This is a genomic window from Nocardia sp. NPDC059229 (assembly GCF_042754165.1).
In the GTDB taxonomy this organism is placed as follows: domain Bacteria; phylum Actinomycetota; class Actinomycetes; order Mycobacteriales; family Mycobacteriaceae; genus Nocardia.
On record NZ_JBHZAK010000004.1, the window covers coordinates 1 to 25,386 of the forward strand.

22 protein-coding genes are annotated in these 25,386 nt (G+C 69.6%); 11 read left to right on the forward strand and 11 right to left on the reverse strand.

Going from position 1 to position 25,386, the window contains the following annotated elements:
- Nucleotides 1-196: 196 nt before the first annotated feature.
- From gatB to ACFXHE_RS11275, 4 genes are read right to left on the reverse strand one after another with little or no spacing between them, the layout of a single operon-like run.
- Nucleotides 197-1,711, reverse strand: coding sequence for an Asp-tRNA(Asn)/Glu-tRNA(Gln) amidotransferase subunit GatB (gene gatB, locus ACFXHE_RS11260; RefSeq protein ID WP_379382122.1), 1,515 nt, complete (start codon nt 1,709-1,711; stop codon nt 197-199).
- Nucleotides 1,712-1,736: 25 nt separating this feature from the next.
- Complete coding sequence (locus tag ACFXHE_RS11265; RefSeq protein WP_379382124.1) at nt 1,737-4,232, reverse strand: FtsX-like permease family protein; 2,496 nt, start codon at nt 4,230-4,232, stop codon at nt 1,737-1,739.
- On the reverse strand, nt 4,229-5,014 hold the full coding sequence (locus ACFXHE_RS11270; protein WP_379382126.1) for an ABC transporter ATP-binding protein: 786 nt from the start codon (nt 5,012-5,014) through the stop codon (nt 4,229-4,231). Before ACFXHE_RS11270 ends, ACFXHE_RS11265 begins: the two co-directional genes overlap by 4 nt.
- Before the next feature lie 40 nt (nt 5,015-5,054).
- Nucleotides 5,055-5,402, reverse strand: a complete 348-nt coding sequence (locus ACFXHE_RS11275; protein ID WP_379382128.1) for a hypothetical protein — start codon at nt 5,400-5,402, stop codon at nt 5,055-5,057.
- 206 nt (nt 5,403-5,608) lie between these two features.
- Between ACFXHE_RS11275 and ACFXHE_RS11280 the strand changes: the two genes are divergently transcribed.
- The 6 genes from ACFXHE_RS11280 to ACFXHE_RS11305 all read left to right on the forward strand — a co-directional run bounded on the left by ACFXHE_RS11280 (nt 5,609) and on the right by ACFXHE_RS11305 (nt 12,722).
- Nucleotides 5,609-6,943: a sensor histidine kinase gene (locus ACFXHE_RS11280; protein ID WP_379382130.1), complete on the forward strand. Its 1,335-nt coding sequence runs from the start codon at nt 5,609-5,611 to the stop codon at nt 6,941-6,943.
- 29 nt (nt 6,944-6,972) lie between these two features.
- Nucleotides 6,973-7,626: a response regulator gene (locus ACFXHE_RS11285; RefSeq protein ID WP_379382811.1), complete on the forward strand. Its 654-nt coding sequence runs from the start codon at nt 6,973-6,975 to the stop codon at nt 7,624-7,626.
- A gap of 57 nt (nt 7,627-7,683) precedes the next feature.
- Nucleotides 7,684-9,528: a protein kinase gene (locus ACFXHE_RS11290; RefSeq protein ID WP_379382132.1), complete on the forward strand. Its 1,845-nt coding sequence runs from the start codon at nt 7,684-7,686 to the stop codon at nt 9,526-9,528.
- 163 nt (nt 9,529-9,691) lie between these two features.
- Nucleotides 9,692-10,471, forward strand: coding sequence for a hypothetical protein (locus ACFXHE_RS11295; RefSeq protein ID WP_379382134.1), 780 nt, complete (start codon nt 9,692-9,694; stop codon nt 10,469-10,471).
- Nucleotides 10,472-10,666: 195 nt separating this feature from the next.
- The gene (locus ACFXHE_RS11300) at nt 10,667-11,620 is read left to right on the forward strand and encodes a hypothetical protein (protein ID WP_379382136.1); all 954 of its coding nucleotides are present in this window, start codon (nt 10,667-10,669) and stop codon (nt 11,618-11,620) included.
- Between the two features lie 70 nt (nt 11,621-11,690).
- Nucleotides 11,691-12,722, forward strand: coding sequence for an ATP-dependent 6-phosphofructokinase (locus ACFXHE_RS11305; protein ID WP_379382137.1), 1,032 nt, complete (start codon nt 11,691-11,693; stop codon nt 12,720-12,722).
- 176 nt (nt 12,723-12,898) lie between these two features.
- Here ACFXHE_RS11305 and ACFXHE_RS11310 read toward each other — a convergent pair whose 3' ends face one another.
- Nucleotides 12,899-13,477, reverse strand: coding sequence for a CGNR zinc finger domain-containing protein (locus ACFXHE_RS11310; protein WP_379382139.1), 579 nt, complete (start codon nt 13,475-13,477; stop codon nt 12,899-12,901).
- 87 nt (nt 13,478-13,564) lie between these two features.
- Between ACFXHE_RS11310 and ACFXHE_RS11315 the strand changes: the two genes are divergently transcribed.
- A complete protein-coding gene (locus tag ACFXHE_RS11315; RefSeq protein WP_379382141.1) occupies nt 13,565-14,059 on the forward strand; it encodes a carboxymuconolactone decarboxylase family protein in 495 nt (164 codons plus the stop codon).
- Nucleotides 14,060-14,125: 66 nt separating this feature from the next.
- The gene (locus tag ACFXHE_RS11320) at nt 14,126-14,350 is read left to right on the forward strand and encodes a hypothetical protein (protein ID WP_379382142.1); all 225 of its coding nucleotides are present in this window, start codon (nt 14,126-14,128) and stop codon (nt 14,348-14,350) included.
- Nucleotides 14,351-14,387: 37 nt separating this feature from the next.
- On the opposite strand, the gene ACFXHE_RS11325 is transcribed toward ACFXHE_RS11320, so the two are convergent.
- Complete coding sequence (locus ACFXHE_RS11325) at nt 14,388-14,585, reverse strand: DUF397 domain-containing protein (RefSeq protein WP_379382144.1); 198 nt, start codon at nt 14,583-14,585, stop codon at nt 14,388-14,390.
- On the reverse strand, nt 14,582-15,463 hold the full coding sequence (locus ACFXHE_RS11330) for a helix-turn-helix domain-containing protein (RefSeq protein ID WP_379382145.1): 882 nt from the start codon (nt 15,461-15,463) through the stop codon (nt 14,582-14,584). The genes ACFXHE_RS11325 and ACFXHE_RS11330 overlap by 4 nt, the downstream gene beginning before the upstream one ends.
- A 329-nt stretch (nt 15,464-15,792) precedes the next feature.
- Between ACFXHE_RS11330 and ACFXHE_RS11335 the strand changes: the two genes are divergently transcribed.
- A complete protein-coding gene (locus tag ACFXHE_RS11335) occupies nt 15,793-16,041 on the forward strand; it encodes a hypothetical protein (RefSeq protein WP_379382147.1) in 249 nt (82 codons plus the stop codon).
- Here ACFXHE_RS11335 and ACFXHE_RS11340 read toward each other — a convergent pair.
- From ACFXHE_RS11340 to ACFXHE_RS11350, 3 genes are all read right to left on the reverse strand, one after another.
- Nucleotides 16,038-18,557: a protein kinase gene (locus tag ACFXHE_RS11340; protein ID WP_379382149.1), complete on the reverse strand. Its 2,520-nt coding sequence runs from the start codon at nt 18,555-18,557 to the stop codon at nt 16,038-16,040. The genes ACFXHE_RS11335 and ACFXHE_RS11340 overlap by 4 nt on opposite strands.
- A gap of 68 nt (nt 18,558-18,625) precedes the next feature.
- Nucleotides 18,626-19,285 (reverse strand): response regulator, encoded by a 660-nt coding sequence (locus ACFXHE_RS11345; protein WP_379382151.1) that lies wholly within the window; start codon nt 19,283-19,285, stop codon nt 18,626-18,628.
- Nucleotides 19,286-19,411: 126 nt separating this feature from the next.
- Nucleotides 19,412-20,635: a sensor histidine kinase gene (locus ACFXHE_RS11350; protein WP_379382153.1), complete on the reverse strand. Its 1,224-nt coding sequence runs from the start codon at nt 20,633-20,635 to the stop codon at nt 19,412-19,414.
- A gap of 302 nt (nt 20,636-20,937) precedes the next feature.
- Between ACFXHE_RS11350 and ACFXHE_RS11355 the strand changes: the two genes are divergently transcribed.
- Together ACFXHE_RS11355 and ACFXHE_RS11360 are read left to right on the forward strand one after the other, a co-directional pair.
- Entirely contained in the window at nt 20,938-21,699 is a 762-nt protein-coding gene (locus tag ACFXHE_RS11355; RefSeq protein WP_379382154.1) for a hypothetical protein, read from the forward strand.
- A 302-nt stretch (nt 21,700-22,001) separates the two neighbouring features.
- On the forward strand, nt 22,002-23,312 hold the full coding sequence (locus ACFXHE_RS11360; RefSeq protein WP_379382156.1) for an alpha/beta-hydrolase family protein: 1,311 nt from the start codon (nt 22,002-22,004) through the stop codon (nt 23,310-23,312).
- On the opposite strand, the gene ACFXHE_RS11365 is transcribed toward ACFXHE_RS11360, so the two are convergent.
- A complete protein-coding gene (locus ACFXHE_RS11365; protein ID WP_379382158.1) occupies nt 23,273-25,264 on the reverse strand; it encodes an ADP-ribosylglycohydrolase family protein in 1,992 nt (663 codons plus the stop codon). The genes ACFXHE_RS11360 and ACFXHE_RS11365 overlap by 40 nt on opposite strands.
- Nucleotides 25,265-25,386: the final 122 nt, after the last annotated feature.

The window sequence follows — 25,386 nt, forward strand, 5'->3', positions numbered from 1 at the left end:
ACATCCCGCGCCAATTCCTCAAAAAATCACTCTCCCCCCCCTTGTTTTACTAGATCATGGTGTGGTGGTTAAACCATTTCAACCACAGGTGGGTGCGGGGCGCGGTCTTCGCCCCCCCCGCCCCGATTCGAGAATGGGTGGAGTCAGGACTGTGGCGCACCGCATCGGTCGTGCGCCACAGGCTGTTTCGGAGGTGTCAGCCCTCGACTCCGCAGGCCGCGAGGACCAGTTCGCGGACGCGGGCGGCGTCGGCCTGGCCGCGGGTGGCCTTCATGACGTCACCGACGACCTTGCCGGCCGCCTGCACCTTGCCGGAGCGGATCTTCTCGGCGATGTCCGGGCTGGCGGCGAGGGCCTTCTCGACCTCGGCCTGCAGCGCGGAGTCGTCGGAGACCATGCCCAGGCCCTTGGCCTCGACGATCTGGCCCGGCTCGCCCTCACCGGCGAGGACGAAGTCGACGACCTGCTTGGCGACCTTGTTGTTGATGGTCTTGGCCTCGACCAGCCCGGCCACCTCGGCGACCTGCTTCGGGGTGATGGGCAGGTCCTCGAGCGCGACCTCGCGCTCCTTGGCCTTCTCGGTCAGGTAGGCGACCCACCAGGAACGGGCGGCGTCCACGGAAGAGCCCGCGTCGACGGTCGCGATGATCAGGTCCAGCGCACCGGCATTGACCAGATCGCGGAACACCTCGGCGGACAGGCCCCAGTCGGACTGGATGCGGGCGCGGCGCAGCCACGGGTACTCCGGGATGGTGCCGCGCAGCTCCTCGACCCAGGCGGCGTCGGGCGCGATGGGCTCGAGGTCCGGCTCCGGGAAGTAGCGGTAGTCCTCGGCGGTCTCCTTGATGCGGCCGGGCGAGGTGGTGCCGTCGGTCTCGTGGAAGTGGCGGGTCTCCATCAGCACCGAGCCGCCGGCGGCCAGCACCGCGCCCTGGCGGCGCATCTCGAAGCGCACCGCGACCTCGACGCTCTTGAGCGAGTTCACGTTCTTGGTCTCGGTGCGGGTGCCGAATTCCTTGGCGCCCTTGGGCATCAGGGAGACGTTGGCGTCGCAGCGCAGCGAGCCCTGCTCCATCTTCACGTCGGAGACGGCCAGGGACTTGAGCACCTCGCGCAGCGCGGTCACGTACGCGCGGGCCACCTCGGGGGCGCGTTCGCCCGCGCCCTCGACGGGCTTGGTGACGATCTCGATGAGCGGCACGCCGGCGCGGTTGTAGTCCAGCAGCGAGTGCGAGGCGCCGTGGATGCGGCCGGTCGCGCCACCGACGTGCAGCGACTTGCCGGTGTCCTCCTCCATGTGGGCCCGCTCGATCTCGACCCGGAAGGTCGACCCGTCATCGAGCACCACATCCAGGTGCCCGTTGGTGGCGATCGGCTCGTCGTACTGGCTGATCTGGTAGTTCTTGGGCTGGTCCGGGTAGAAGTAGTTCTTCCGCGCGAACCGGCCCCACGGGGTGATGGAGCAGTTCAGCGCCAGCCCGATGCGGATCGCGGACTCGACGGCCTTCTCGTTCACCACCGGCAGCGAGCCCGGCAGGCCCAGGCACACGGGGCACACCTGGGTGTTGGGCTCGGCGCCGAATTCGGTCGGGCAGCCGCAGAACATCTTGGTCGCGGTGCCCAGCTCGACGTGTACCTCCATGCCGAGCACCGGTTCGTACCGGTCGATGACATCGGAGTAGTCCATCAAGTCCACGGTCGCTGCGCTCATGCGCTCCATCCTATTTACTCGCCGATCAGTCCACGGCGATGGCCTCCACGATGGGCAGCCGCGCCGCGCGCAGGGCGGGCGGGATGGCCCCGAGCAGGGACAGTCCGAGCGCGATGACGGCGTAGGCCACCAGCAGTGGGCTGGGCTGATATCGGATGTCCATGGCGATGGCGTGCCCGAGCGCGATGGTGGCCAAGTAGTGCACAGCCGAGCCGATCGCCAATCCGAGTGCCGCGCCGGTCACTCCGATACCGGCGGCCTCGGTGAGCACGGTGCGCAGCAGGAAGCGGCGGCTGGTGCCCATGGCCCGGAGCACCCCGAGTTCACGGCGGCGGTCCAGCACCGACAGCATCAGCGTATTGAGCAGCGCGACCGCCGAGACCACGACCACGATCCAGAGGATGGCCGCGCTGATCGAGGTGCCCTGCCGGACACTGGACGAAATCGCGGTCACCGCATCGCGTCCGGTGCTGACGTGGATATCGGCAGGAACGGCGGCGCGCACGGCCGCCATCACCGCGGCATGGTCCGCGCCGGGCGCGAAGTCGATGCCGATGATGGTCTCGCCCGGCCGCTGGTACCACTCGCGCATGATGTTCAGGTCGAGCGCCACCACGCCCGCGATGGCGGAGAAGTAGGGCACCACCTTCAGCACCTGCACCCGGTGCTCACCGGTCGGGGTGGGCAGGGTCAGGTCGGACCCCTCGTGCACGCCGAGCGAGCGGGCCACATCCCGGGAGATGACGACGCCCGCACCGGCGGCCATGCGCGCCTGGTCGGCCTGGCTCACACTGTCCAGCACCGAGGTCCGGGCCACGCCACCCTCGAAGGCCTGCAGCATGACGCGGCCTCGGCCCAGGGTCGCGAAAGCCATTTGGGCCGAACCGACTCCGCCGACGCCGGGGATGGCGCTCAGTTTCTGTTTCAGGTCCGGCGGCAGCAGCGGGCCGGTGGGGAACTGCTCCATGGCGGTCGGGCTGACGAACACGTCGGTGCGGGCCAGGCCCTCGAAACTGTCGGTCGCGGCGCTGACCATATTGCGGCTGGCATTGCCGATGGCGACGATGGCGGTCACGCCGATCATGACGGTCATGACGGTGGCCCAGACCCGGCGCGGCGCGCGTTCGATGGTGGTCGCGCCGAGCGCGCCGGGCGCGCCGAAGAGCCGGGCCACCGCGGCGACCGCGCGCACGATGGGCTCGGTGGCGGCGAAGCACAGCACGACCGCACCGGCAATGGACAGCGAGATCGCCCCGATCGAGAGCCGGCCCAGATCCGCTTCGGCCACGACCACCGCGCCCGATACCATGATCAGACCGAGAATCGCTGCGGCCCAGCGGATCACCGGTTTCACGTTGTCGGCCGCGCCGACGCCGACGGGTGCCAGCGCCTCGATCGGCGCGACCTTGTACACTTGCCGCGCGGCGATCGCCGCCGCGGCGACGCTGGCCAGCACGCAGGCCAGAATCGCCACCGGCACCGCGTAACCGGGCACCTCGTACTCGGTGCGCGACTCGACGGAGTTCACGATGGCGGCGGGCAGCTGCCGGATCGCGGTGCGACCCATGAAGATGCCGATGATGGATCCGCTGATGGCGCCGAACAGGCCGAGGATCGCGGCCTCGGCGAGCAGATCGCGCACCACGGGACCGCGCTTGCCGCCCATGGCCCGCAGCAGCGACAGCGTCGGGCGGCGTTGCGCCACGGCCATGCTCATGGCGTTGTAGATGAGGAACGAGGACACGATGAGCGCCGAGGCCGAGGAGGCCAGCGTCGAGTAGCGCACCAGCATCACCGCGCCGCCGGCCTGCGCGGTCCGCAGATCCGGATCGGCGACCACGGCCCGACCGGCGATCGCCTTGGTGAGGTCGGAACGCAATTGGCCCACATCGGTATTCGGGGCGGCGATGATCTGCACCGAGTCCAGCCGGCCTTCCCGGCCGGTGATCTTCTGCGCCACCGGCAGCAGCGCGATCGCGATGTGGCCGCCGTTGATCTTGGCGGCGGTGGAGTCGTCGATGACGCCCGCGACGGTGGCCGTCACGGTGCCGAACTGGAACTTGTCGCCCTCCTGATAGCCCATGGCCGAGCCGACCAGGACACCGTTGCCGACCGTGAGCAGTTTGCTCGCCTGATCGGTCACCGTCCCGCCGAGGTCACTGCCCAGCTGGGCGGCGGAGGGGTCCGCACCGACCAGCAGGGCCCGTTTGTCGCCGGCCCCGATGGACTGCCGCACCATCGGCACCGCCGTGCCGACCCCGGGCACGGACCGGATCTGTTGCAGCAGTTGCTGATCGAAGCCCGCATCGGTGATGCCGCTGACCTCCAGCACCGCCTTGCCGCCCAGGCTGTGGGTGAGCTTGTCCACCGAGCCGGTGATGGAGCCGGAGATGCTGAACACCGAAACCAGCAGTCCCGCGGACACTCCCATCACCACCATGGCCATGGTGGTGCGGCCGCGGTGGGCGAAGAGCTCACCGATATTGAACAAGCGGAGCCGATCCAGCGCGGCGCGGATCATGCGTGCACCGCCCCGGCGTCGTCGGCGGTGACGTCACCGCCGGCGGCGGGCGCCGAACCGTTGCGGCCCGGCTCGGGGACGGTCCGCACCTCGCCGTCATCGCCGCGCTCGACCCGGTCGATGGACCCGATCTGCCCGTCGCGCAGGTTGATCACCCGGTCGCAGTAGCGCACCGCACCCATGTCGTGGGTCACCATGACCACCGAGTTGCCCTCCTCGGTGATGTCGGCGAGCAGCTGCAGGATCGAGGCGCCGGTCTTGGAGTCCAGGTTGCCGGTCGGTTCGTCGGCCAGGATCAGCGGCGGATCCATGATGAGCGCCCGCGCCACCGCGACCCGCTGCATCTGGCCGCCGGACAGTTCGGCCGGCCGGTGCTCGGCGCGCTCGCTGAGCCCGACCAGGTCGAGCAGCTCCAGTGCGCGCGGCTTGGCCTTGCGTAATCCGGTGCCGTCCAGCAGCTTCGGGATGGCGACGTTCTCCCAGGCGGTCAGCGTGGGCAGCAGATTGAAGAACTGGAAGATGAAACCGACGCGGTGCCTTCGGAATTCGGACTGTCGGTCGTCGTCGAGATCGCCGATCTCCTTGTCCTGGAATCGAATCGACCCGGTGTCCGGGGAATCCAGCGCGCCGAGCAGGTGCAGCAGGGTGCTCTTGCCCGAACCGGAGGGACCGACGATGGCGGTGAACTCCCCCGCATCGATCCGCAGGCTGATCCCGTCCAGAGCGCGCACGGTCTGCTCGCCCACCCGGTATTCCTTGGTGACGTCGGTCAATTCCAGCATTGGTCGTTCCCCTCTGCAGATCAATACCAGCCGGTGTCTATCAGCTGGCCAGCGCTCGCGCACGCGGACGGCCGAAATACAGCCGATCGGTGTCGTAGGTGTCGAGGATCGCGCGCAGGGCCGGCTGTTCGGCGCACAGCTCCGCGTACACCTCGATCGCCAAAACGCCCTTCTCCATCGCGTTTTCCATCTTCACGGTCAAATGGTTCTCCCAGCGATTGCGCAATGCGAGCAGTACCCCGTCAGGACCGCCGAACAGGCGCTGCAGCTCCGGGATATTGTCGAACAGCTTGGGATCAGCGGGATTCAGTTCGAAGTCACTGCGCGCTGCCCGATCGAGAACAATGTGCAGGATGTCGGTACGAGCGTGTAAGTCTGCCCAGGACATGGCGCCAACCTTCCGTTGAATTGGGTTCCAGCGTTGTGTGCACCCGGGCTTTGCGGGCGGGCGCGTATGCCGTTGCCCCAAACTACGATCGCTCCGATACCCCTGTCTTCGTGCCGCGGACGCGACTTGACCTCCTACTCCGGTAGGAGACGCGCCCCTGCCGCCGGACGATGTACGCGGTCTGCTTCGACGGATAGCCTTGCAGAATGAACGTGACCAGCGCCACCCCCGAGGCGGTCGGGCAGGCGTTGCAGGAGTTACGGGAGTGGCTGCACGAAGCCGGTGTCCGGTCCCGGCGGTTCGTGCGCAACCCGGTCCGCGAATACCGGCGCTGGGTGGAGGAGACGGGTTTCGACTATCCGGTCTCGATGGTCGTGCTGGTGGACGTGATGCTCTATACGTTCAGCACGATCGCCTTCGCCCAGCGGGTCGCGGCGGGCTATTTCCCGGGCTTCCTCGCCCTGGCCGCGCTGCTCATCATCTATCTGACCGGGCCGCCGTGCGTGGTGCTCAACCTCCCGCCGCGCCCGGTCCTGCTCGCCTCGCTGACCATGGCCGGGGTGGCCCTGTTCCTGATGCAGCCGGTGCCGCTGGATGTCGCACCGCTCATCCTCATCGTCGTGACCGGCGAGGTCGCGGCCATCACCCGGACGTTCGTGAGCACGGTCATCGGCCTGGGCATGATCGCGGAGATCATGTTCTTCGGATACGTCGGGCACATCGACGGACTGACGTGGTTCACGCTCGGCATCCTCTTCGGCTGGTTCACCGGGCAGCTGCTGAACTACCAGCGCCGCTACCTGTATCAGGAACGCGACTACCAGGAGGTCCGCGCCCTGCAGGCCGCCGGCGAGGAGCGCCGGCGCATCGCCCGTGAGGTGCACGATGTCATCGCGCACTCACTGAGCGTCACCCTGCTGCACGTGACCGCCGCCCGGCACGCGCTGCAGACCGACCGCGACGTGGACGAGGCGATCGATGCGCTCGCCGACGCCGAGCGACTGGGCAGGCAGGCCATGGCCGACATCCGCCGGACGGTCGGGCTGTTGGACGGGCACCATGCGCCCCAGACGCCCGAACCCGGCCTCGATGACATCGAGGATCTGGTGTCGGACTTCCTCCGCGCGGGCATGGCGATCGACTTCCGCTCGGAAGGCGATCGCGGGCAGGTTTCGGCCGCCCTGGGGCTGGCGCTGTACCGGATCTGCCAGGAATCGCTCGCCAATATCGCCAAGCACGCCCCCGGCGCACAGGCTCAGGTTCGAATGATGGTCTGCGCCAGACATATTGATGTCACCATCACGAATACCCTGCCCCCCGGGGCACTGCTGCGGCCCGGTCGCGGCATGGGTATCTCGGGCATGCGCCAGCGCCTGGCCGTCCTCGGCGGCACCCTGACCGCGGGACCCCACGACGACGGCTGGCAGGTGTCCGCCCGGATCCCGACCACCGGGCAGATGCCCTGTATCGCCGCCGCGGAGCAGAACCTGCGCTCCGTACTGCTGTCCATGACCCAGAAGACCCCGCAGGAGGGTACGTGATCGACCGATCCGACGACGAGCCGATCGGCGTGCTCGTCGTCGACGATCAGGAGCTGGTGCGCGGCGGGCTGCGCCGAATCCTGCGCCGCCGCGACGGTTTCACGGTGAGCGAGTGCGCCGACGGCGACGAGGTGCCCGCGGCCGTCACCGCGCACCGCCCGGACGTGGTGCTGATGGATCTGCGGATGAAGCGGATCGGCGGCATCGAGGCCACCCGGACGCTGCGAACGGTCGTGGACGCGCCGCCGGTGCTGGTGCTCACCACCTTCGACGACGACCAGTTGCTGTCGGGCGCGCTGCGAGCGGGCGCGGCCGGGTTCATCCTCAAGGACTCCCCCGCCGAGGATCTGATCCGCGCGGTACGGACAATCGCCACCGGCGGCTCCTGGCTGGACCCGACGGTCACGCCGCGGGTGCTGACCACCTATCGCTCGGCCCGTCCCACGCCGGCACCCGGCGGCGATCGCCTGTCCGAGCTGACCGTTCGCGAGCTCGAGGTGCTCGAGCTCATCGGCCGCGGCCGCCTCAATGCTGAGATCGCGCGCACACTCGGTATCTCGGAGGTAACGGTGAAGAGCCACGTGGGACATATCTTCGGGAAGCTCGGGTTACGCGATCGGGCAGCGGCCATCGTCTTTGCGTTTGACCACGGCGTAGTGGCACCGGGAGAATCCACCTCCTAGAGGGGTGGGTCGCGGGTTCTCGTCTGCTTCCCTCCCGAGAGTTGGAGGTTGGACGGGGTGGATGCACCGCCATCGCGGGCCGGAAGCAGGTTCGGGCCGTACGAGTTGCGCTCGCTGCTGGGCAGGGGCGGTATGGGAGAGGTCTACGAGGCCTACGACACCTCCAAGGATCGGGTCGTCGCCCTCAAGCTGCTACCGGAAGAACTCGCGAAAGACCCCTCCTACCAGGAACGTTTCCGCCGGGAGTCGCAGGCGGCCGCACGGCTGGCGGAGCCGCACATCATCCCCATCCACGACTGGGGCGAGATCGACGGTGTGCTCTACATCGATATGCGGCTGGTGCGCGGGCGGGATCTGCGCTCGCTGCTGAACCAGTACGGGGCGCTGCCGCCGCTGCGGGTCATCGGGATCATCGAGCAGATCGCCGCGGCGCTGGACGCCGCGCACTACTCGGGGCTGGTGCACCGGGACGTCAAACCCGCGAACATCCTTGTGACTGATGCAGATTTCGCATATCTCGCGGATTTCGGCATCGCGCGCACCGAGGGTGATTCCACCATCACCATGACCGGCACGGCCGTGGGCTCCAACGCCTACATGGCCCCTGAGCGCTTCGACGCCGGGCCGGTCTCCGGGCGCGCCGACATCTACTCGCTGGGCTGTGTGCTGCACGAGTGCCTCACCGGCGACAAGCCCTTCCCGGCGCACAACATGAGCGTGCTGATCCGTGCGCATCTGTCGGAACCGCCACCGCTGACGAGCATGCTGCGCAGCGGGATTCCGCCCGCGCTGGATGCCGTGGTGGCCAAGGCGCTGGCCAAGGATCCGAACGACCGGTTCTTCACCGCAGGCGAATTCGCCCGGGCCGCGCGGGCGGCGCTGGCCGGTGGTCAGCCGGTGCCCGCGCCCGCCGGGCAGCCCCGGCCGGGCCGGACCGTGCCGCCGGGTCCGCCGGTCGGCCCGCCACCGACGACCGTGCTGCCGACCGGCGCGCCGGCCGGGCCGCCGACCACGGTCATGCCGGGCGGGACGCCCGCCGCGGGCCGCAATGCCGATCCCGCTGTGCGGCACTCCGATCCCGCTGTGCGGCAACCTGATCCCACTGTGCGGCAACCCGGTTCCGGGCTCGGCCTGAACACCGGGGCGATCCCGGCCTACATCACCGGATCCTTCCCGGCCGCCGAGGAACCTTCGCCCACAGGGGATCTGCCGGTCATTCTGCCGTCGGATCCGACCCGGGTGCGGGTCAGCGATTTCCACTACACGCCGCTGCCGGCCGACGCCCACCAGCAGGCGGTCTGGGGCCATGCCCAAGCGCAGCAGCGGGATTTCCCGTACGCGCCGGCGCCCGATCCCTCGCTGTACCCGACCGCGGATCACCCCATCGTCCAGCCGCCGCCCCGCGAGCCCGGAAAACGGCGCAAGGGCAAGTCGATCGCGGTGCCGCTGTCGATCGGCGTGCTGGTGGTCGCGGTGGCCGCCGTTGCCGGTGCGGTGGGCTGGCAAGTCCTGGACCGCTCCGGCAACGAAGCACCCATAACGACGGCAGCACAGGGTGTTCCGGGCACCTCCGCCCCGCGCTCGCAGCAGGCGGGCCCGGCGGCGACGACCCCGGCTCCCACCACTGTGCAACTGCCGGCGGGAGCGACGTCGTGTCCACCGGTGTATGCGGCGCTCGGCGGCTACGCCAGTTCCGCGATCGGAAATACGGTCACGACCTGCCCTTTCGCGGAGGAGGTTCGCCGAGCCTATGCCGACGCGGCTTCTGGTCGGCAGGCTTCGGCAGTTAGTGTGGTGGCAGTGAGCCCGGTGACCGGCCGGTCTTACACGATGAACTGCACGGCCGCAGGCAAATTGGTGACCTGCGTCGGTGGTGAGAACGCGGTGGTGTATGTCTACTGATCCAATTCCGGCCTGTCGCAAGGGGTTTGTGCGCGGGCTGGCACTGGCGGCTGTCCTGGCCGTTTCCGCTTGTAGCACGAATCTCGGTGCTGTACAGCGTCATTCGGCGCAGTCCGATGAAATCAAGCCGGTCGGCGACAGTTCCGCACTACCGGTCCCGAGCATGATCGGACCGGATTTGCCGGAGCTGTTCGGGCTGCCGAAATCCGTTGCCTTCGCAGCGGATTTCAACGATCTGAAGGCCACCCTGGACGGCCGGGTCGGTGTGGCGGTGATGCCTGTCGGCGGCGGCGACATGGTCCAGCTGGGTGAGTGGAGCACCGGCATCGCCTGGTCCACCATCAAGGTGCCGCTGGCGCTCGCCGCGCTGCGCCACGATCCGGTGGGCATGCGCTCCACCGCCGAGGCCGCCATCACCTTCTCCGACAACGATGCGGCACAGACGCTCTGGAACTCGCTGGGCACCGGCAGCGAGGCCGCCGACGCGGTCGAGGCGGTGCTGCGCGAGGCCGGCGACGCCACCACCGACGTCGCCGCGCGCCACACCAAGCTGGCCGCGCTGGAGTCCGACGATCTGCTCGCCTTCGGCGCCACCGACTGGTCGCTGGCCGATCAGGTGCACTTCGCCTCCCGGCTGCCCTGCCTGCCGCGCGCCAATTCCGTGGTCTCGCTCATGAGTGAGATCACCCCGAGCCAGAGCTGGGGCCTGGGCCGGCTCATCGGCGCGGAATTCAAGGGCGGCTGGGGTCCCGACGACGACACCGGCAAGTACACCGTCCGCCAGTTCGGGCTGGTCCCGACGCTGAACGGACCGGTGGCGGTGGCGCTGGCGGCCGAGCCCACCTCGGGCAGTTTCGACGACGCCACGGACATGATGGACAAGCTCGCGCTGCTGGTCGGCGACCATCTGCCCGACCTGCACGGCGGACTCTGCTCGCACTAACACATTCGGCGCGTATTCGTTTCAAAATGCCCAGCGTGCACCCCCAATCGGGCGTGAGCCGGTGAAAAACGTCCATACCCACCGGGTTTGACCACCAGTGTCCCGACCCACAACAATCCTTGCGATTGACGGGTCCAGGTGCGTCCGCTAGGAACAGGGAACGCACCGGACACCGGGGCAGATGGAGGTTACGGGGTGCACGCACCGTATTCGCGGAACGCTGACCAGCGCGACGCACTGGACAGCACACGCGATGCGGGGTACGGATCCCGTTGGCGCGGACGGCGGCTCGCGCGGGGATGCGGAGCGCTGGCCGTGCTGGTCGGGGCGCTGACCGCGTGCAGCAGCAAGCCGGTGCTGGTCCCGGACAAGACCACCGTGGCCGCGGCCGCGCCCAGCGTCGCCAGCCCCACCACCGTCATGGCGCTGCCGGGCTCGCTGGCCTGGGATTTCACCAATGACCTGAAGCCGTCACTGGCCGGTAAGGTCGGGCTGGCCGTGATGCCGGTGGGCACCGATCGGGTGCTGGCCCTCGGCGATTGGAGCTCCGGGCCCGGCTGGTCGACCATGAAGGTCCCGCTGACCCTGGCGGCGCTGCGCAGGAGTGCGGGCAATCAGGTGGCGGCGGTCAATGCCATCGAATACTCCGACAACTCCGCCGCCGACACCCTCTGGCAGTCGCTGGGGACCCCCGAGGTCGCGGCCCAGACCGTCCAGGACGTGCTACGCGAGGGTGGCGACACCGAGACCACGGTGCCCGCCACCCGCGCCCGGGCCGACTACTCCGCCTTCGGCCAGGCCGAATGGTCGCTGGCGAATCAGCTGAAATTCGCCGCCAAACTCCCCTGCCTGGCGCAATCCGACGACGTCACCTCGCTGATGGGCAAGATCAGCTCCACTCAGCGCTGGGGGCTGGGCAATCTGGACGGCGCCATCTTCAAGGGCGGCTGGGGACCCGATCCCAGCGGCAACTACCTGGTCCGGCAATTCGGACTGATCCCCGTGGACGGCGGCCAGATCGCCATCGCGGTTGCCACCCAGCCCAATTCCGGCTCCTTCGACGAGGGCACCGCGATCCTCACCAAGATCGCCACCCTGATCGGCAAGCACCTCGACGAACTCAAGGGCGGTACCTGCACCGCCGGCTAGCGGAAACCGTAACCCGCGGTTCACGGGGGCGGGGATCACAGGCCGCCGATCTCAGGGCAAGATGGGGATCATGCGCATCGGAGTCTTGACCGGAGGCGGAGACTGCCCAGGCCTGAATGCCGTGATCCGTGCTGTCGTTCGTACCGCGAACGGCCGCTGGGGGGATGCGATCGTCGGCTTCCAGGACGGCTGGCGTGGCCTACTCGAGGACCGCAAGATCCAGATCCTCAACAATGACCGCACCGATCGCCTGCTCACCAAGGGCGGCACCATTCTGGGCACCGCGCGCACCAATCCGGACGTGCTGCGCGCCGGACTCCCCCGCATCAAGCAGACCCTCGACGACAACGGGATCGACGCGCTCATCCCGATCGGCGGCGAGGGCACGCTGACCGCCGCCTCCTGGCTGGCCGACGAGGGCGTGCCGGTGGTGGGCGTCCCCAAGACCATCGACAACGACATCGACTGCACCGACACCACCTTCGGCCACGACACCGCCGTCTCGATCGCCACCGAGGCCATCGATCGGATCCACACCACCGCCGAATCCCACCAGCGCGTCATGCTGGTCGAGGTGATGGGGCGGCACGCGGGCTGGATCGCCATCAACTCCGGCATCGCCTCCGGCGCGCACCTGACGCTGGTGCCCGAGGTGCCGTTCGACGTGGACGAGGTCTGCGCCATGGTGAAACGCCGCTTCCAGCGCGGGGATTCGCACTTCATCTGCGTGGTGGCCGAGGGCGCGCACCCCGACCCCACGTCCATGACCCTGCGCGACGGCGGCATCGACGAGTTCGGGCATGTGCGGTTCACCGGCGTGGCCCAGCAGCTGGCGCCGGAGATCGAGCGGCGCATCGGCAAGGAGGTCCGGGTGACGGTGCTCGGGCATGTGCAGCGCGGCGGCACCCCGACCGCGTACGACCGTGTGCTGGCAACGCGTTTCGGCGTGCACGCCGCGGAAGCCGTGCACGCCGGGCAATTCGGGCAGATGGTGGCGCTGCGCGGCACCGAGGTCGAGCTGGTGCCGCTGTCGGAGGCCACCAAGCAGCTCAAGCTGGTGCCGCAGGATCGGTACCGGGAGGCGGCCGCCTTCTTCGGCTGAGCCGACTCGCTCCGAGTCGAAACACACTGCGGCATACGGCCCTCGCACCTGTGGTGCGAGGGCCGTTTCGCGTTGTGGGAGGCTGGTCGACCACGGCCCCGGACTAAGCCGCGGTACTCGACCCAGTAGCGGCACTGGGCTCGGTCGCGGCGCAGGGCTCAGTCGCGCCGCTGAACTCAGTCGCGGTGCTGGGCGTAGTGCCGGGCGGCGCGGGCGCGGTTGCCGCATGCGACCGAGCACCACTCCTGGCGCGGATGCGATTTCAGGAAATAGCGCACGCAGCGCGGGGCCGGGCAGACGCGGATCTGGGTGGCCTGGGTGCCGGAGAAGAACTCGATGGTGGCGTCGGCCAGTCCGGCCATGACGGTGGCCAGGTCGTCCGAGGTCAGCAGCCGGTGCTCGGTGTGCGGACCGGTGTCGTCCCACGCCAGCAGCCGGAGCGAGGGGGCGGCCGCGCGATTGACGGCGGCCAGTGCGTCCGGGAAGGCCGGCAGCACGGCCGCGTCGGCGGAGCTGGGCGGCTGGGGCGCAACGTATTCCGCGAACAGCGCGCGCACATTCTGCCGCAGGTCCACCAGGGCGGCGCGCTCGTCCTCGGTGGGCAGATACGCCTCGAGGTCCAGATACACACCGACATTCGCGGCATTGGCGACCAACCATTCACGGGTGGATTCGGGGGTGCCGAAGGCGTCCGTGAGGCCACGGCTGGTGGCGCGGATGGTGTTCGCCAAACGGAGTGCCAAGGGATCGACCATGTCCACATTCTAACGGGTATTGCGCTTTCGTTCCATTATGTTCTAACGTGTGAAAGCATAATCTTCCGTTAGAAAGATGAGGACGCAATGATCACCCCGATCGACAACGCACCCCTGCTGGACGAGGTCAAGAAGCGGATGGGCCGGGTGCCGAACATGACCAAGGTGATGGCCAACGCGCCCGTGGTACTGGAGGGTTACCTCGGGCTGTCCGGCGCGCTGAAGAAGGGCACGCTGCCGGCCCCGACTTCCGAGCGCATCGCACTCACCGTCGGCGCGGCCAATGACTGCGGCTACTGCGTCGCCGCGCACACTTTTACCGGCAAGCGGGTCGCCAAGCTGAGCGACGCCGAGGTGGAGGCGGCCAAGGGCGGCACCTCCGCGGACCCGAAAGAGGCTGCGGCCGTTGCCTTCGCCCGCGAACTGACCGAGAGCCGGGGCAAGGCCGATCCGGCCGCCGCACTGGCCGCGGGGTGGACGCAGGAGCAGGTGCTCGAAATCGTCGCCCTGGTCGCCCTGCAGACCCTGACCAACTACGTCAACAAGGTCGGCGAGACCGAAAACGACTGGCCCACTGCCTAATCTGTCCCATTCCTGGCGCGATCGGACCCCTCTGGGACCCCGCGCGAATCCTTAAGGTCGGAAATCATGAACGCCGTCAAGAACACCAGCCCCGTCGACGCGCAGGTGCTGCGCAGCCTGATCCGCAACGGCATCGTCATCCGCGCGGTGGCGCTGGCGGTCGCCACCATCGTGCTGCTCGTCATCCACCACCCGACCTGGGTGCCCTACTCGGTGAGCGCCTACGCCATCTGGAACGCGGCCGCGATCACCCTCAACTCCGCCCGCGCCGCCACCGCCCGCGCGGCCTGATTCCCGGTGCCGCCACCGGATTCCGCCGGGCCGAGGTTCAGTCGTCGAACCGCCCGGCGGCCAGGGCGGCGGTGAACCGATCCCAGTCCGCCGGCGGGAAGATCAACGCCGGACCGCTGGGGTTCTTACTGTCCCGGACTCCGACGCCACCGGAGAGGAAGGCGACTTCCACGCATTCCTTCGCACCGGTACTGCGGGCGCTCTTGAACCACCGGACGCCGGGTTCGACGCTCACGTCGCATACTCCTTCGCTGCCCTCCGCAGGAGGTCTCTGCTGGTCGTCTCGTCCAGCGCGGCGCGCTGGATCGCTTGGTAGGCCTCGCGGTATCGGTCGACCGCGGCCTGCTTCTCCAGGTAGAGGTCGCCGAGGAAGTTCTCCAGGTAGACGACCGTGGGTTCCACAGGCCGGTTGCCCGCGTCCCGGCCGAAATCCAGGATCACGAACGGGCCGACGGTGTGGCCGATCGGTACGCCCGCCGAGAAGGGTAGTACACGAACAGCTATCGTCGGCAGTGTCGACATGTCCGCGACGCGTCGCAGCTGCGCGGCCATCACATGCGGGCCGCCGACAACGCGACGTAATGCGGTTTCGTGCACCACGACATCGAAGGAGGCCGGACTTCGCTTGCGCGTCAAGAGGCTTTGACGACGCGTCTTCAACTGCACACGGCGGTCCAGTTCGTCGTGCACAGCATCCGGCCAGTAATCATTGATCAGAACCTGTGCGTACTCGGCGGTCTGGAACAGTCCCGGGATGATCTCCGGCTGATAGGAGATGAGGGCGCGGGCCGAAGCCTCCAGGCCCACATACATATTGAAACCCTCGGGAATCAGATCGTCGTATTCGTGCCACCAGGACTTGACGCTGGCCTGTTGCGCGAGGCCGGTGAGCGCGGAGCTGAACTCGTCGTCGAAGTCGTAGATTCGGCACAATTCCCGGACATCGAGGACTCGGATCTTCTCGGCATTACCGGTTTCCAGCCGCTGCAGCTTCGATTCGCTCCACTCCATCAGCGCCGCCGCCTCGGCGATCGTCATATTGCACTGCATCCGGCCTTCCCGCAGGTATCGCCCCAGTTGACGACGCGGCAGAGTCGAACCATGCTCCGACATCGAATCCTCCCCCACGAAGGCGGTTTTCGGTCACTGCGAATGATGCTCCCACGCGATATGAATGCTGACCTGGCGCTTTCGGAAAGTTTCCCACTGCGCCGGGGCTTCGATTGTCGGTTCGCCGAAACGGTGCTGGACTGGAGTCGCGCCCGGTGAGAACCGGAGCCCTGATGTCTCTGGACCCACTCGTCCCCGAGCCGGGCGCACCCAATCCCTCCCCGACCGCTCCGCGGTCGCTCGATATGACCAGGCGTGACAAGGGATCCGAATGCGGTGTGGGGCCTGATGAATCTCGATAGGCTTGGCGAGGCCCGGCGCGGATGCGCCGCATGCCGAGCACCAGCGCCGGACCGCGAAATGTTCAGCCCCTGCGCTGCCCGGTGGACACCATGATGATTCTGTTCGACTGCACGATGGACCCCGGCGACCTGGCCCTGACCCAGGCCCATCAAGCCATGCAGATCCACAAGTTCTGCACCGTGGACAACTGCCTGGTCCGCCGCCGCGCCCGCCAAATCCTGGTCGACCAGGGCCAAATGGTCCTCGGCCCCCGAGCCAACCCGTACCCCGGCGCCTAGCCCGACACCACCAGCAGCACGACAACCACCAGCAGCACGAGCGCCACTACCGCCAGCCCCAGCACCACCACCGTAGTGAGCTGCGACGCCTCGGCTCGTTGCGATGTCGGAATCAGCCCGGGCTGCACCGGATTACCCCCGAACGGCGGCCCACCGTACCCGGGCCCACCCGGCACTCCACTCCCATAACCCCCATACCCCGGCATCCCAGTAGCCGGACCAGAACCCGTCATTCCGGCCATTCCGCCCGAAACTGGCTCGGACACAGCGAAATCCGACGCCTCTCCCTCGGCCGTTACCCCGCCGACGCTCCCCGCCTCGCGTGCACCGTCCGCCCAGCTGACGCCATCCGTCGAACCGGGCACGAACGCCCCCGAATCCGGATGCCGCACCACACCACCCGATTCCTCCTCGGCGCCACCGGAATCCGCCGTACCGGCAGCGACGCCGGACCCCTGCCCGCCGGACTCCGCAGCCTCCCCACCGCGGACCGGCTCACTCGCCGGCATCTCCGCAACCCCGGCCGCCGCACCCGCCTCGTCCGGCTCCCCGGCCCCCGCAACGGCGGTCGTCTCAGCCGTGGCCGCCGCCTCGGGCACCAGCGCCGCGACAACCGGCTGTGCCATCACCGTCACCGGCTCGGCACTGATCTCCTCGAAGCCGGGCGACCCGGCGGTCCCTCCGAAACCCGGCTCCCCTGAATCCGATTCGCCCGTTCCACCGGCAACCGACGGCTCCGATACGCCGCCTCCCGCCGAACCCGACGAATCCTCGTCCGCCGCTGCGGATCCCGCTCGCTCCGGCCGGTCGGTATCCGACACCGCCAGCCCGGCGGCACCCCCGGTCGAGAACTCCTCGGGCTGCCCCGCCGAAACCACCGGCTGCGGCACCACATCCGTCGGCCGCTGCGACGCATCCTGCGCATCCACATCCGCCAACCGATTCGCCCACCCGGCATCTGTTGGCTCGACATCCGGTACCGCCTGCGGCGCAGGTGATCCCTCGATCGGCGCACCAGGCAGTCCACTACCCGCGACCCTGCCAGTGCCCGCCGTCGATCCGGCCGAAGCCGTCGGCTCCGCCGGAGCCGCAGGCTCGTGCGCGCCGACGGCCGGAGGCATCGGCTGCCCTTGCGGCGCCGGATAGCCGGGCACGCCCGCGGACTGGGGTTGCGGCGGTGCGGAGTAACCGGCGGTGGCAGGGCCCTGCGTCGGGGGGTAGGGGCGCACGGTCGGCCCCGAACCTGCCCGGTCGTTGTCCGCGGGCGGCTGCTGGGAAATCTCGGGCGCGGGGGGCTGCGGTGCCGGCGCGGGGTAGGAGGACTGGTACGGAGGCGGGGGGTAGGCCGGAGCGGCATAGGTCGGGGCGGCAGCGGGCGCGGGGGCTTGTGGCTGCGGACCCGCCGACTGTGCCGGAGGCGGGTAGCCGGGGGCGCTGACGGGCTGCTGGGAGGCGGGGGGCGCGGACTGTGATTGCGGCGCGGGATAATTGGGCGCCGGCGGTTGCTGCGGGGGTGAGGGATAGGCCGCGGGCTGGGGTGGCAGAGCCGTGGCGGGGTAGGGCTGGGGTGGGGCCGGGTAGGGCTGGCCCGGGTAGGGCTGGGGGGCGTAGTTCGGTTGGGGGGCGGGGAGATTGGGGTAGGCGGGGTGGAGGGGCTGCTGGTGGACGGGGTGCTGGGCCGGCGGGCCGGAGAGGGCGCGGCGGGCGGCCTTGGCGAAATCGGTGCAGGTGGGGAAGCGGTCGGCGGGGCGTTTGGCCATGGCCTTGGTGAGGACGGCGTCCATGGCGGGCGAGAGGCCGGGGCGGCGCAGGGAGACGGGAGGCGGGAGGAGCTGGAGGTGGCCGCGGATGAGTTCGGCGGGGTGGGGCGAGTCGTAGGGGCCGGCGCCGATCAGGAGCCAGTAGAGGGCGCAGGCCAGGGAGTACTGGTCGGTGGTGGGGTCCAGGTGGGCGCCGGTCATCTGCTCGGGCGAGGCATAGGCGAGGGTGGCGGTGAACATGCCGGCCTGGGTGAGGTGGGTGGAGTCCTCGCGCAGGCGGGCGATGCCGAAGTCGGTGAGGAAGACGCGCTCGCCGTGGCCGGCGACGGCGCGGGCCAGAATGATGTTGGCGGGCTTCACATCCCGGTGCAGCACCCCCATGCCGTGCGCGTAGTCGAGGGCGCTGGCCACCCCTTCGATCACCTGTACGGCCCGCTCGGGCGGCAGCGTGGCGACATTGATGCCGGCGGCGTCCACCCCGTCCACGTACTGCATGGAGATCCACAGCATCTCGTCCTCGGTGCCGCGGTCGTACACCTCGACGATATTGGGGTGGTCCAGCCGCGCGACCAGATCCGCCTCGCGTTCGAACCGGGCGCGAATCTCCCTGTCCGCGTACAGTTCCCGGTTCAGCAGCTTCAGTGCCGTCAACTTGCCCAGGCGGGGATGCCGGGCGAGATAGACCGAGCCCATCCCGCCCTGTCCGAGCAGTCGTTCGATGGTGAACCCGGCGAACACGTCACCGCTATTCAGCACTGGCTACGACCCCCTTCCGGTGACGTACAAGTCCGTGAGCCTACCCGTCGAAACCCTGTCCGGGCAGGTCAGCCCGGGGTCACCAGTCCGGATTCGTAGGCCAGCACCACCGCCTGCGCCCGATCGCGCAGGTTCAGTTTGGTGAAGATCTTCGACACGTGCGTCTTCACCGTTTGTTCTGCGACAAAAAGGCTTTCGGCGATCTCGGCATTGGACATGCCGCGCGCCACCAGCTCCAGCACCTCGCGCTCCCGCGGGGTGAGCACCGACAGCTGCGGCGCGGGCGCGCGCCGGGCCCGGCGACGCGTGACATCGGCGATGAGCCGGCGCGTCACGGTCGGCGCGAGCAGCGCGTCACCGGCGGCCACCACCCGCACCGCGCGCACCAGTTCCTCGGCGGGCGCGTCCTTGAGCAGGAACCCGCTGGCCCCGATGCCCAGGGCCTCGTACACGTAGTCGTCGATATCGAAGGTGGTGAGCATGAGCACCCGCACCGGCGGTTCGAACCCGGCGGAGAGAATCGAGCGGGCGGCGTCGAGCCCGTTCATCTCCGGCATGCGCACATCCATCAGCACCACATCGGGGCGCAGCCGTTTCGCCTCGGCCACAGCGATTTTCCCGTCCGCCGCGTCCCCGACCACGCTGATGTCGGGCTGCGCCGCGAGCAACGCCCCGAACCCCTGCCGCACCATCGCCTGATCGTCGGCGATCAACACGGTTATCGCCACAGTCCCACCTCACGCACGACACCGAGTTTGCCATGCCCCGACCGGAACGGCCCGCGCGACGACGACTTCGCACCCCCGCCATCGCGCGCGCCCGGCCGGACCCGGCCCGGTGACCGGAACCCGGACTCAGTGGCCGGAGCCGAGCGCCTCCGCGCTGCCCGCGGCACTCAGCGCGGGCGCCAGCGGCAGCCGGGCCTGCACCTCGAACCCGCCGTCCGGCCGGGGCCCGGCGGTGAGCACGCCGCCGACCGCGGCCGCACGAGTCTGCATACCGGCGATACCGCTGCCGGACGTGCCCGAATGATCACCCGGCCGCACCGCGATCGGGCGATCATTGGCGACGGTCAGGGTCAGCTCGCCCGCACAGGCGAGGTCCACGCGCACCGCCGCCCCGGGCGCGTGCCGGGACGCATTGGCCAGCGACTCCTGCACGATCCGGTAGAGCGCCAGGCCCGTGGTATCGGGCACGGCGTCGAGGCTGCCGTCGACGGTCCAGGTGAGCGGCACCCCGGCGCGCTGCGCGCCCTCGAGCAGAGCCGGGACGTCGGCGGCCGAGGGCTGCGGTGCGTGCTCGGGCAGCTGCCCGTCACTGCGCAGGACGCCCAGCATGCCGCGGATCTCGTTGAGCGCCGCCCGCGCGCCGGCGCCGATGGACTCGAATTCGGCTCGGGCATCGGCCGACAGCCCGCTGATCCGATACGGCGCGGTCTGCGCCTGCACCACCACCATCGACATGTGGTGCGCCACCACATCGTGCAGGTCGCGGGCGATGCGCGCCTTCTCCTCCAGGATGGCGCGGCGGGCCCGCTCCAGCTCGGTCTCCTCCTCCGACTTGAGCAGCGCCTGCCGCGACAGCACCACCCACCGGATGAGCAGGCCGAACACCACCAGGCCGGTGATGGCCAGCGGCCAGCCGAACCCGGATTCGGCGAAGCTGTCCCCGGTCTGGGCCATGGCGGTGGCGAACAGCAGCGAGGTCGCCACCCACACCACGGCCACGATCCGGATGGGGGCGCGCACGGCCACGGCGAACACCAGGGCGAACAGCACCAGAATGTGCACCACCTGGAACGGGATCGAATTGCCCGGCTGATGCGGCACCGCGAGCGCGATCATCAGCGCCGAACCGGCCGAAACCGCCCATCCCAGGGGCGGATTCACCCGCAGCAGCAGAATCGGGAACGCGGCGAAGCCCGCGATGAACGGCGCGGCCGCCGCCGGAACCTTGTGCGTCAGATGCAGCGTCGGCCAGGCCACCGCGATGAAGACGATCGCGAGCAGGACCGTGAACCCGTCGAACACCTGCCGCGCCCGTGCGACACGGGCCTGCCCAGACATATTTCCGACCATGCCCTCGACGGTAGAGACTCCGCGCCGCCCCCACCTCATACCCCTGAGTGATCTCCCACCCCCTACCCCGGTACGAGACGTCGGCACGCCTCCCCCGCCTCGCCCACCACGGAACCGTCCCGCAGGCTGAGGCCCCGGTCGGAGCCCGATTCCTAGCGTCGAGACCCATGAGAGCGTTCCCGACTTCCCGCCGGATCTCGCCCCGTTCCACCGCACCCGTAGCGGCTGCCGGCCGCGCAGCGGACAGCATGCGAGAGGCCTCGCGCGCCACGACCGCTGACGTACTGCCGCCTGACGACTCGATGAGCACCATGTCCCCCGGCCCTGGCGTGTCAGGCCACGACGGCCGGGCCCGGCAGCGCCGATATGGTGCGCTCGCGGCAGCCGCGGCGGTGATGTGCTCGGCCGGTGTGGCTTTCGCCCCCGGCGCAGGGGCAGTGATCAGCGGGCCGGACACGCCCGAGAACGCCGCCGCCCGCAGCGGAATCCTGGAATCGGTTGCCGAGCAGCCGGATCCCGCGCTCATCCCCGAGGATTTCGTCACCACGGCCGGATACCGCCCGGTGGTCGAGGCGGGCATGCTCATCAACCCGAACGGTGACTGCTCCTCCCCCGTCCCGCTGCCCGCCGAATTCGATCTGGCCTGCAAATCCCATGATCTCGGCTATGACCTGCTGCGCTACGCGGCCGCACACGGCCAGTCGCTGGGCCCGTGGGCCCGGCAAACCGTGGACGCCGCCCTGGAACGACGCATGCACGCGGCCTGCGACGCCCGCGAGAACCCGGTCTCGCGCGCCCAATGTCAGGTCATGGCCAGCGTGGCCACCACCGCCGTGGACCTGAACTCCATCCGCCAGGACTACGGCAACCCCATCTACGAGCCCTTCTTCGAGCACTCCGGCGACGCCCCCTCGCCCGCCACCCTCGCCCTCGCGGGCCTCGGACTCGCCGCCGGACTGGCCACGGCGACAACCATTCTCGTGCGCCGCACGAGCAGCCGCCGGACTCCCCTCGCGCAATTGCGCGGTCCCGACGGACTCGATGGCATGGCGGTGGCACTGTGACCCGCCCACCAGAGACCACCGGCGCGCGCGAGGCCGAGCTCTCCCTCCCGACGGGACACCGGGCCGAACCACCCACTGCGGCAGATCAACTCGGATTCCTCCCGACTCATGCGGTGGATGCGGCAATTCCTGCTGCCGACCTCCCAACCCGCGGTCAGGAGGGCCCGAGCGGCGGCGTACGTGCGATAGTGGCCCCCACGGCGGACGGGGAGCCGACCGGACCTCGGGCGGGAGGCGCCGCTGCCGTGGTCCGGGATGGGACTCGAATGTGGCTCGGGCGGCTGAAATTCCATGTCCCACGAGTGGGGACCAGTGCCGCGGTGGCGGGCGGGACCATGATCTCGCTGGCACCGGGGCTGCTACCGCGGACACCGTCGGCGCAGGCCATCCTGACCGCACTCGTGGTGCTGATCGGATTGGGGCTGGCGGCGATCATCCGAATGGCACTGCGGTGGACGCGGTTCGGGATCGAGCATCTGACGCGCGGCCGAGTTCCGGCCGTGATCGCGGGCATGGTGCTGGTCGGGGCCGCGATGGGCTACGCCGAACATTGGCAGAACACCTTGCGCGCCGCCATGGGAGTCGCGGGTATCGGACCCGGGTACTGGGTGCGGTGGCTGGCCTGGACCGTGCCGCTCGTCGTCGCCGTGGTCGCCCTGGCACGCGGAGTGGGCTGGGCGGTGCGGAGATTGGGGCGGGTGCGCAGTATCGCGGCGGGGGTGGCGCTGCTGGTGGCGGGGCAGCTGGTGGTCGTGCCGACGGTCGTGGAGTGGCGGCGGGCGGCCTATGCGGCGGCCAATTCGTATGTGGATCCGGAGTTGGTGCAACCGGATTCGCCGACGCGGTCGGGTAGTCCGGTGTCGATGGCGAGCTGGCCGTCGCTGGGGGCGGAGGGCCGCCGGTTCGTGGCGGGGGCTCCGGCGCGGACCGTGCGGGTCTATGTCGGGTTGAACTCCGCGCCCGATCTGGATTCCCGAGTGGCGCTGGCGATCCGGGAGCTGGAGCGCACCGGCGGACTGCAGCGCCGCAATCTGGTGGTGACGGTGCCGACCGGTTCGGGCTGGATCGACAGCGATGCGGCCAAGGGTCTCGACGCCCGCTTCGGCGGCGATGTCGCCCTGGTCGGTCTGCAGTACTCCGATGCCCCGAGCTGGGTCACCTTCGTCTTCGGCCGCAGCGCCGCCGAGCAATCCGCCCGCGCCCTGTTCCGGGCCGTGGAGCAACGGATCGCGGCGCTACCGAATCCGCCGAAGCTCTACATCTACGGCCAGAGCCTGGGCGCGCTGGGCGGCAGCGCCGTCTTCACCGATGCCGCCGACCAGGACCGCCGCGTCTGCGGCGCGCTCTGGGCGGGCCCGCCCGCCGGGCGGGTGCAGCACGGCCGCGCGACGGTGCTGGCCAATGCTTCCGATCCGGTGGTGCACTGGTCGCCGGCGCTGCTGTGGCGCGCACCGGATCTCACCGCCACCCGCCCGGACGCGCCGGTCCCGCACTGGCTTCCGGTGATCAGCTTCCTGCAGACCACCGCCGACCTGCTGGGCGCGCTCGACGCCCCGCCCGGTCACGGTCACCGCTACGGCGCCGACCAGGGCACGGTCATGCCGGACTGCTGAGCGGCGCCGCGGAATTCACGGGTGAAGTCGGCGGCCAGCCGTTCGATGGCGGCCGCCGCGTCGAGGCCGGCGCGCCAGGGCGCGGGGATGGCGTGCACCCCGAGCCGGGCCCCGAGCAGCGCGCCGCAGACGGCCCCGGTGGAGTCGCTGTCCCCGGAATGATTCACCGACAGCAGCACGCCGTTGCGGAAGATCTGTTCCGGTGTGCCGCCCACGTTTTCGGCACATACCGCCGCGCACACCCCCAGCGCCAGCGCCTCGGACCCGATGACGCCGGTGCCCAGCGGTTCCAGCAGTCCGGGCGGCGGCATGGGCCGGCCCCGGAAGGCCACGGTGTCGGCCAGCCGCACAGCCCCGTCGAGTGCCTGGGTGGTCTCCTCGTGATCGCGGTTGCGAACCAGCTGGGCCCGGGCCTGTTCGACCGCCGCCCGCACGTCCAGTCCCCGGCAGAGCCCGTACACGATGGCCGCGAACGCGCCCGCCGGCAGCCAGCCGCTCGGATTGCCGTGGGTGAGTGCCGCCGCGTCACAGGCCAATTCGAAGGCGTACTCCAGCGAGGGCATGAACCCGCACGACGCGGATCGCACGGTGGCCGCACAGCCCTTGGAGTCGTTGATCGGATGATCGCGGGTGCCCAGCGGAATTCCGGGCTGCTGCCGCGCCGCCACCCGCAGCATGGCCGAGATGGTCGTCTGTGTCGGCCCCCGATAGGTCATCAGTTCCGGGTATCCGGTCAGCCCGCTCTGCAACGGCACCGGCTGTTCCGGCACCGCCGCCTGCCCCTGCCCGCGCAGCCACACCAGCAGGTTCTCCTGGATCATGCCCACCGCGGCGGCGGTGCCGCGCTCGCGCGCCCGCGCGCTGCGGACGAGCGCCTCCATGGTGAACAGCGCCAGCTGCGTCTCGTCGGAGATACGGCCCCGATAGCCGCTGCCCGCCCCGGTGACGCCCTGGATCCCGTAGCGCTGCTGGATGTTCGGCAGCAGCATGGTCTCGATCGGCGCGCCCAGCGCGTCCCCGACGGCGCCGCCGAACAGGCAGCCGAGCACGGTGTCCGGACGCGGCAGCCGGTCCGCGACCGGCCCGCGCGGCCGCCGCACCAGCGTCACCGGTTCGGCCACCGTCTCCCAGGCGGTCTGCGCGAATTCGAAACAGGTGTCGTAACGGTCGCGCGGATCCTTGGACAGCGCCTTCCGCAGCACCGCGTCCAGTTCGGCGGGCAGCTCGGGCCGCAGCAGGCTCACATCGGGCGGCGGCGATTGCAGATGCCCGAGCATGACGGTCGCGATATTCGGGGCGTCGAACGGCCCGCGCCCGGTGAGCAGCCGAAACAGCGTGCACGCCAGGGAGTACTGGTCCGAGCGCGGCCCCATGGGCGCCGAGGTGAGCTGTTCCGGCGAGGCGTAGGCCAGGGTGGCATTGAGCATGCCGGTGCGGGTCAGATGCGCGGTGTCGTCGAGGACCCGGGCGATGCCGAAGTCGCTGAGCAGCGCCCGCTCGGCGAATCCGGCGCCGATGCCGCCGGAGCGGGACAGCAGGATATTGGCGGGCTTCACATCCCGGTGCAGCACCCCGCGCCCGTGCGCGTAATCCAGTGCGGCCGCGGTCTGCACGACGATCTCGACCGCCCGGTCGGGGCTGAGGTCGTAGGGATCGATGGAGGCGCAATCGACCCCGTCCACGTACTGCATGGCGATCCACAGCTGCTCGTCGTCATCGCCGCGGTCGTAGACGGTGATGATGTTGGGATGGTCGAGCTGGGCGATGACGTCGGCCTCGCGTTCGAACCGAAGGCGAGTCTCGTTCTCGCCGAACATCTCCCGGTGCAGCAGTTTGAGCGCGATGAGCCGCGGGAGCCGAGGGTGGCGGGCAGCGTAGACCGAACCCATTCCGCCACGGCCCACTTCGCGCTCGATCACGTAGCCCGCGAAGACTTCGCCGCGTCGCAACATCCCCAAGAAAACCCTTCACACACGCCGAACCGCTGCCAGCCTACCGGTCTGGGCCGACAGGCCGCAGGCATTGCCCGATCGGCCGGACGCCGATCGGGCGGAACCCGACAAGTCGGGCAGTG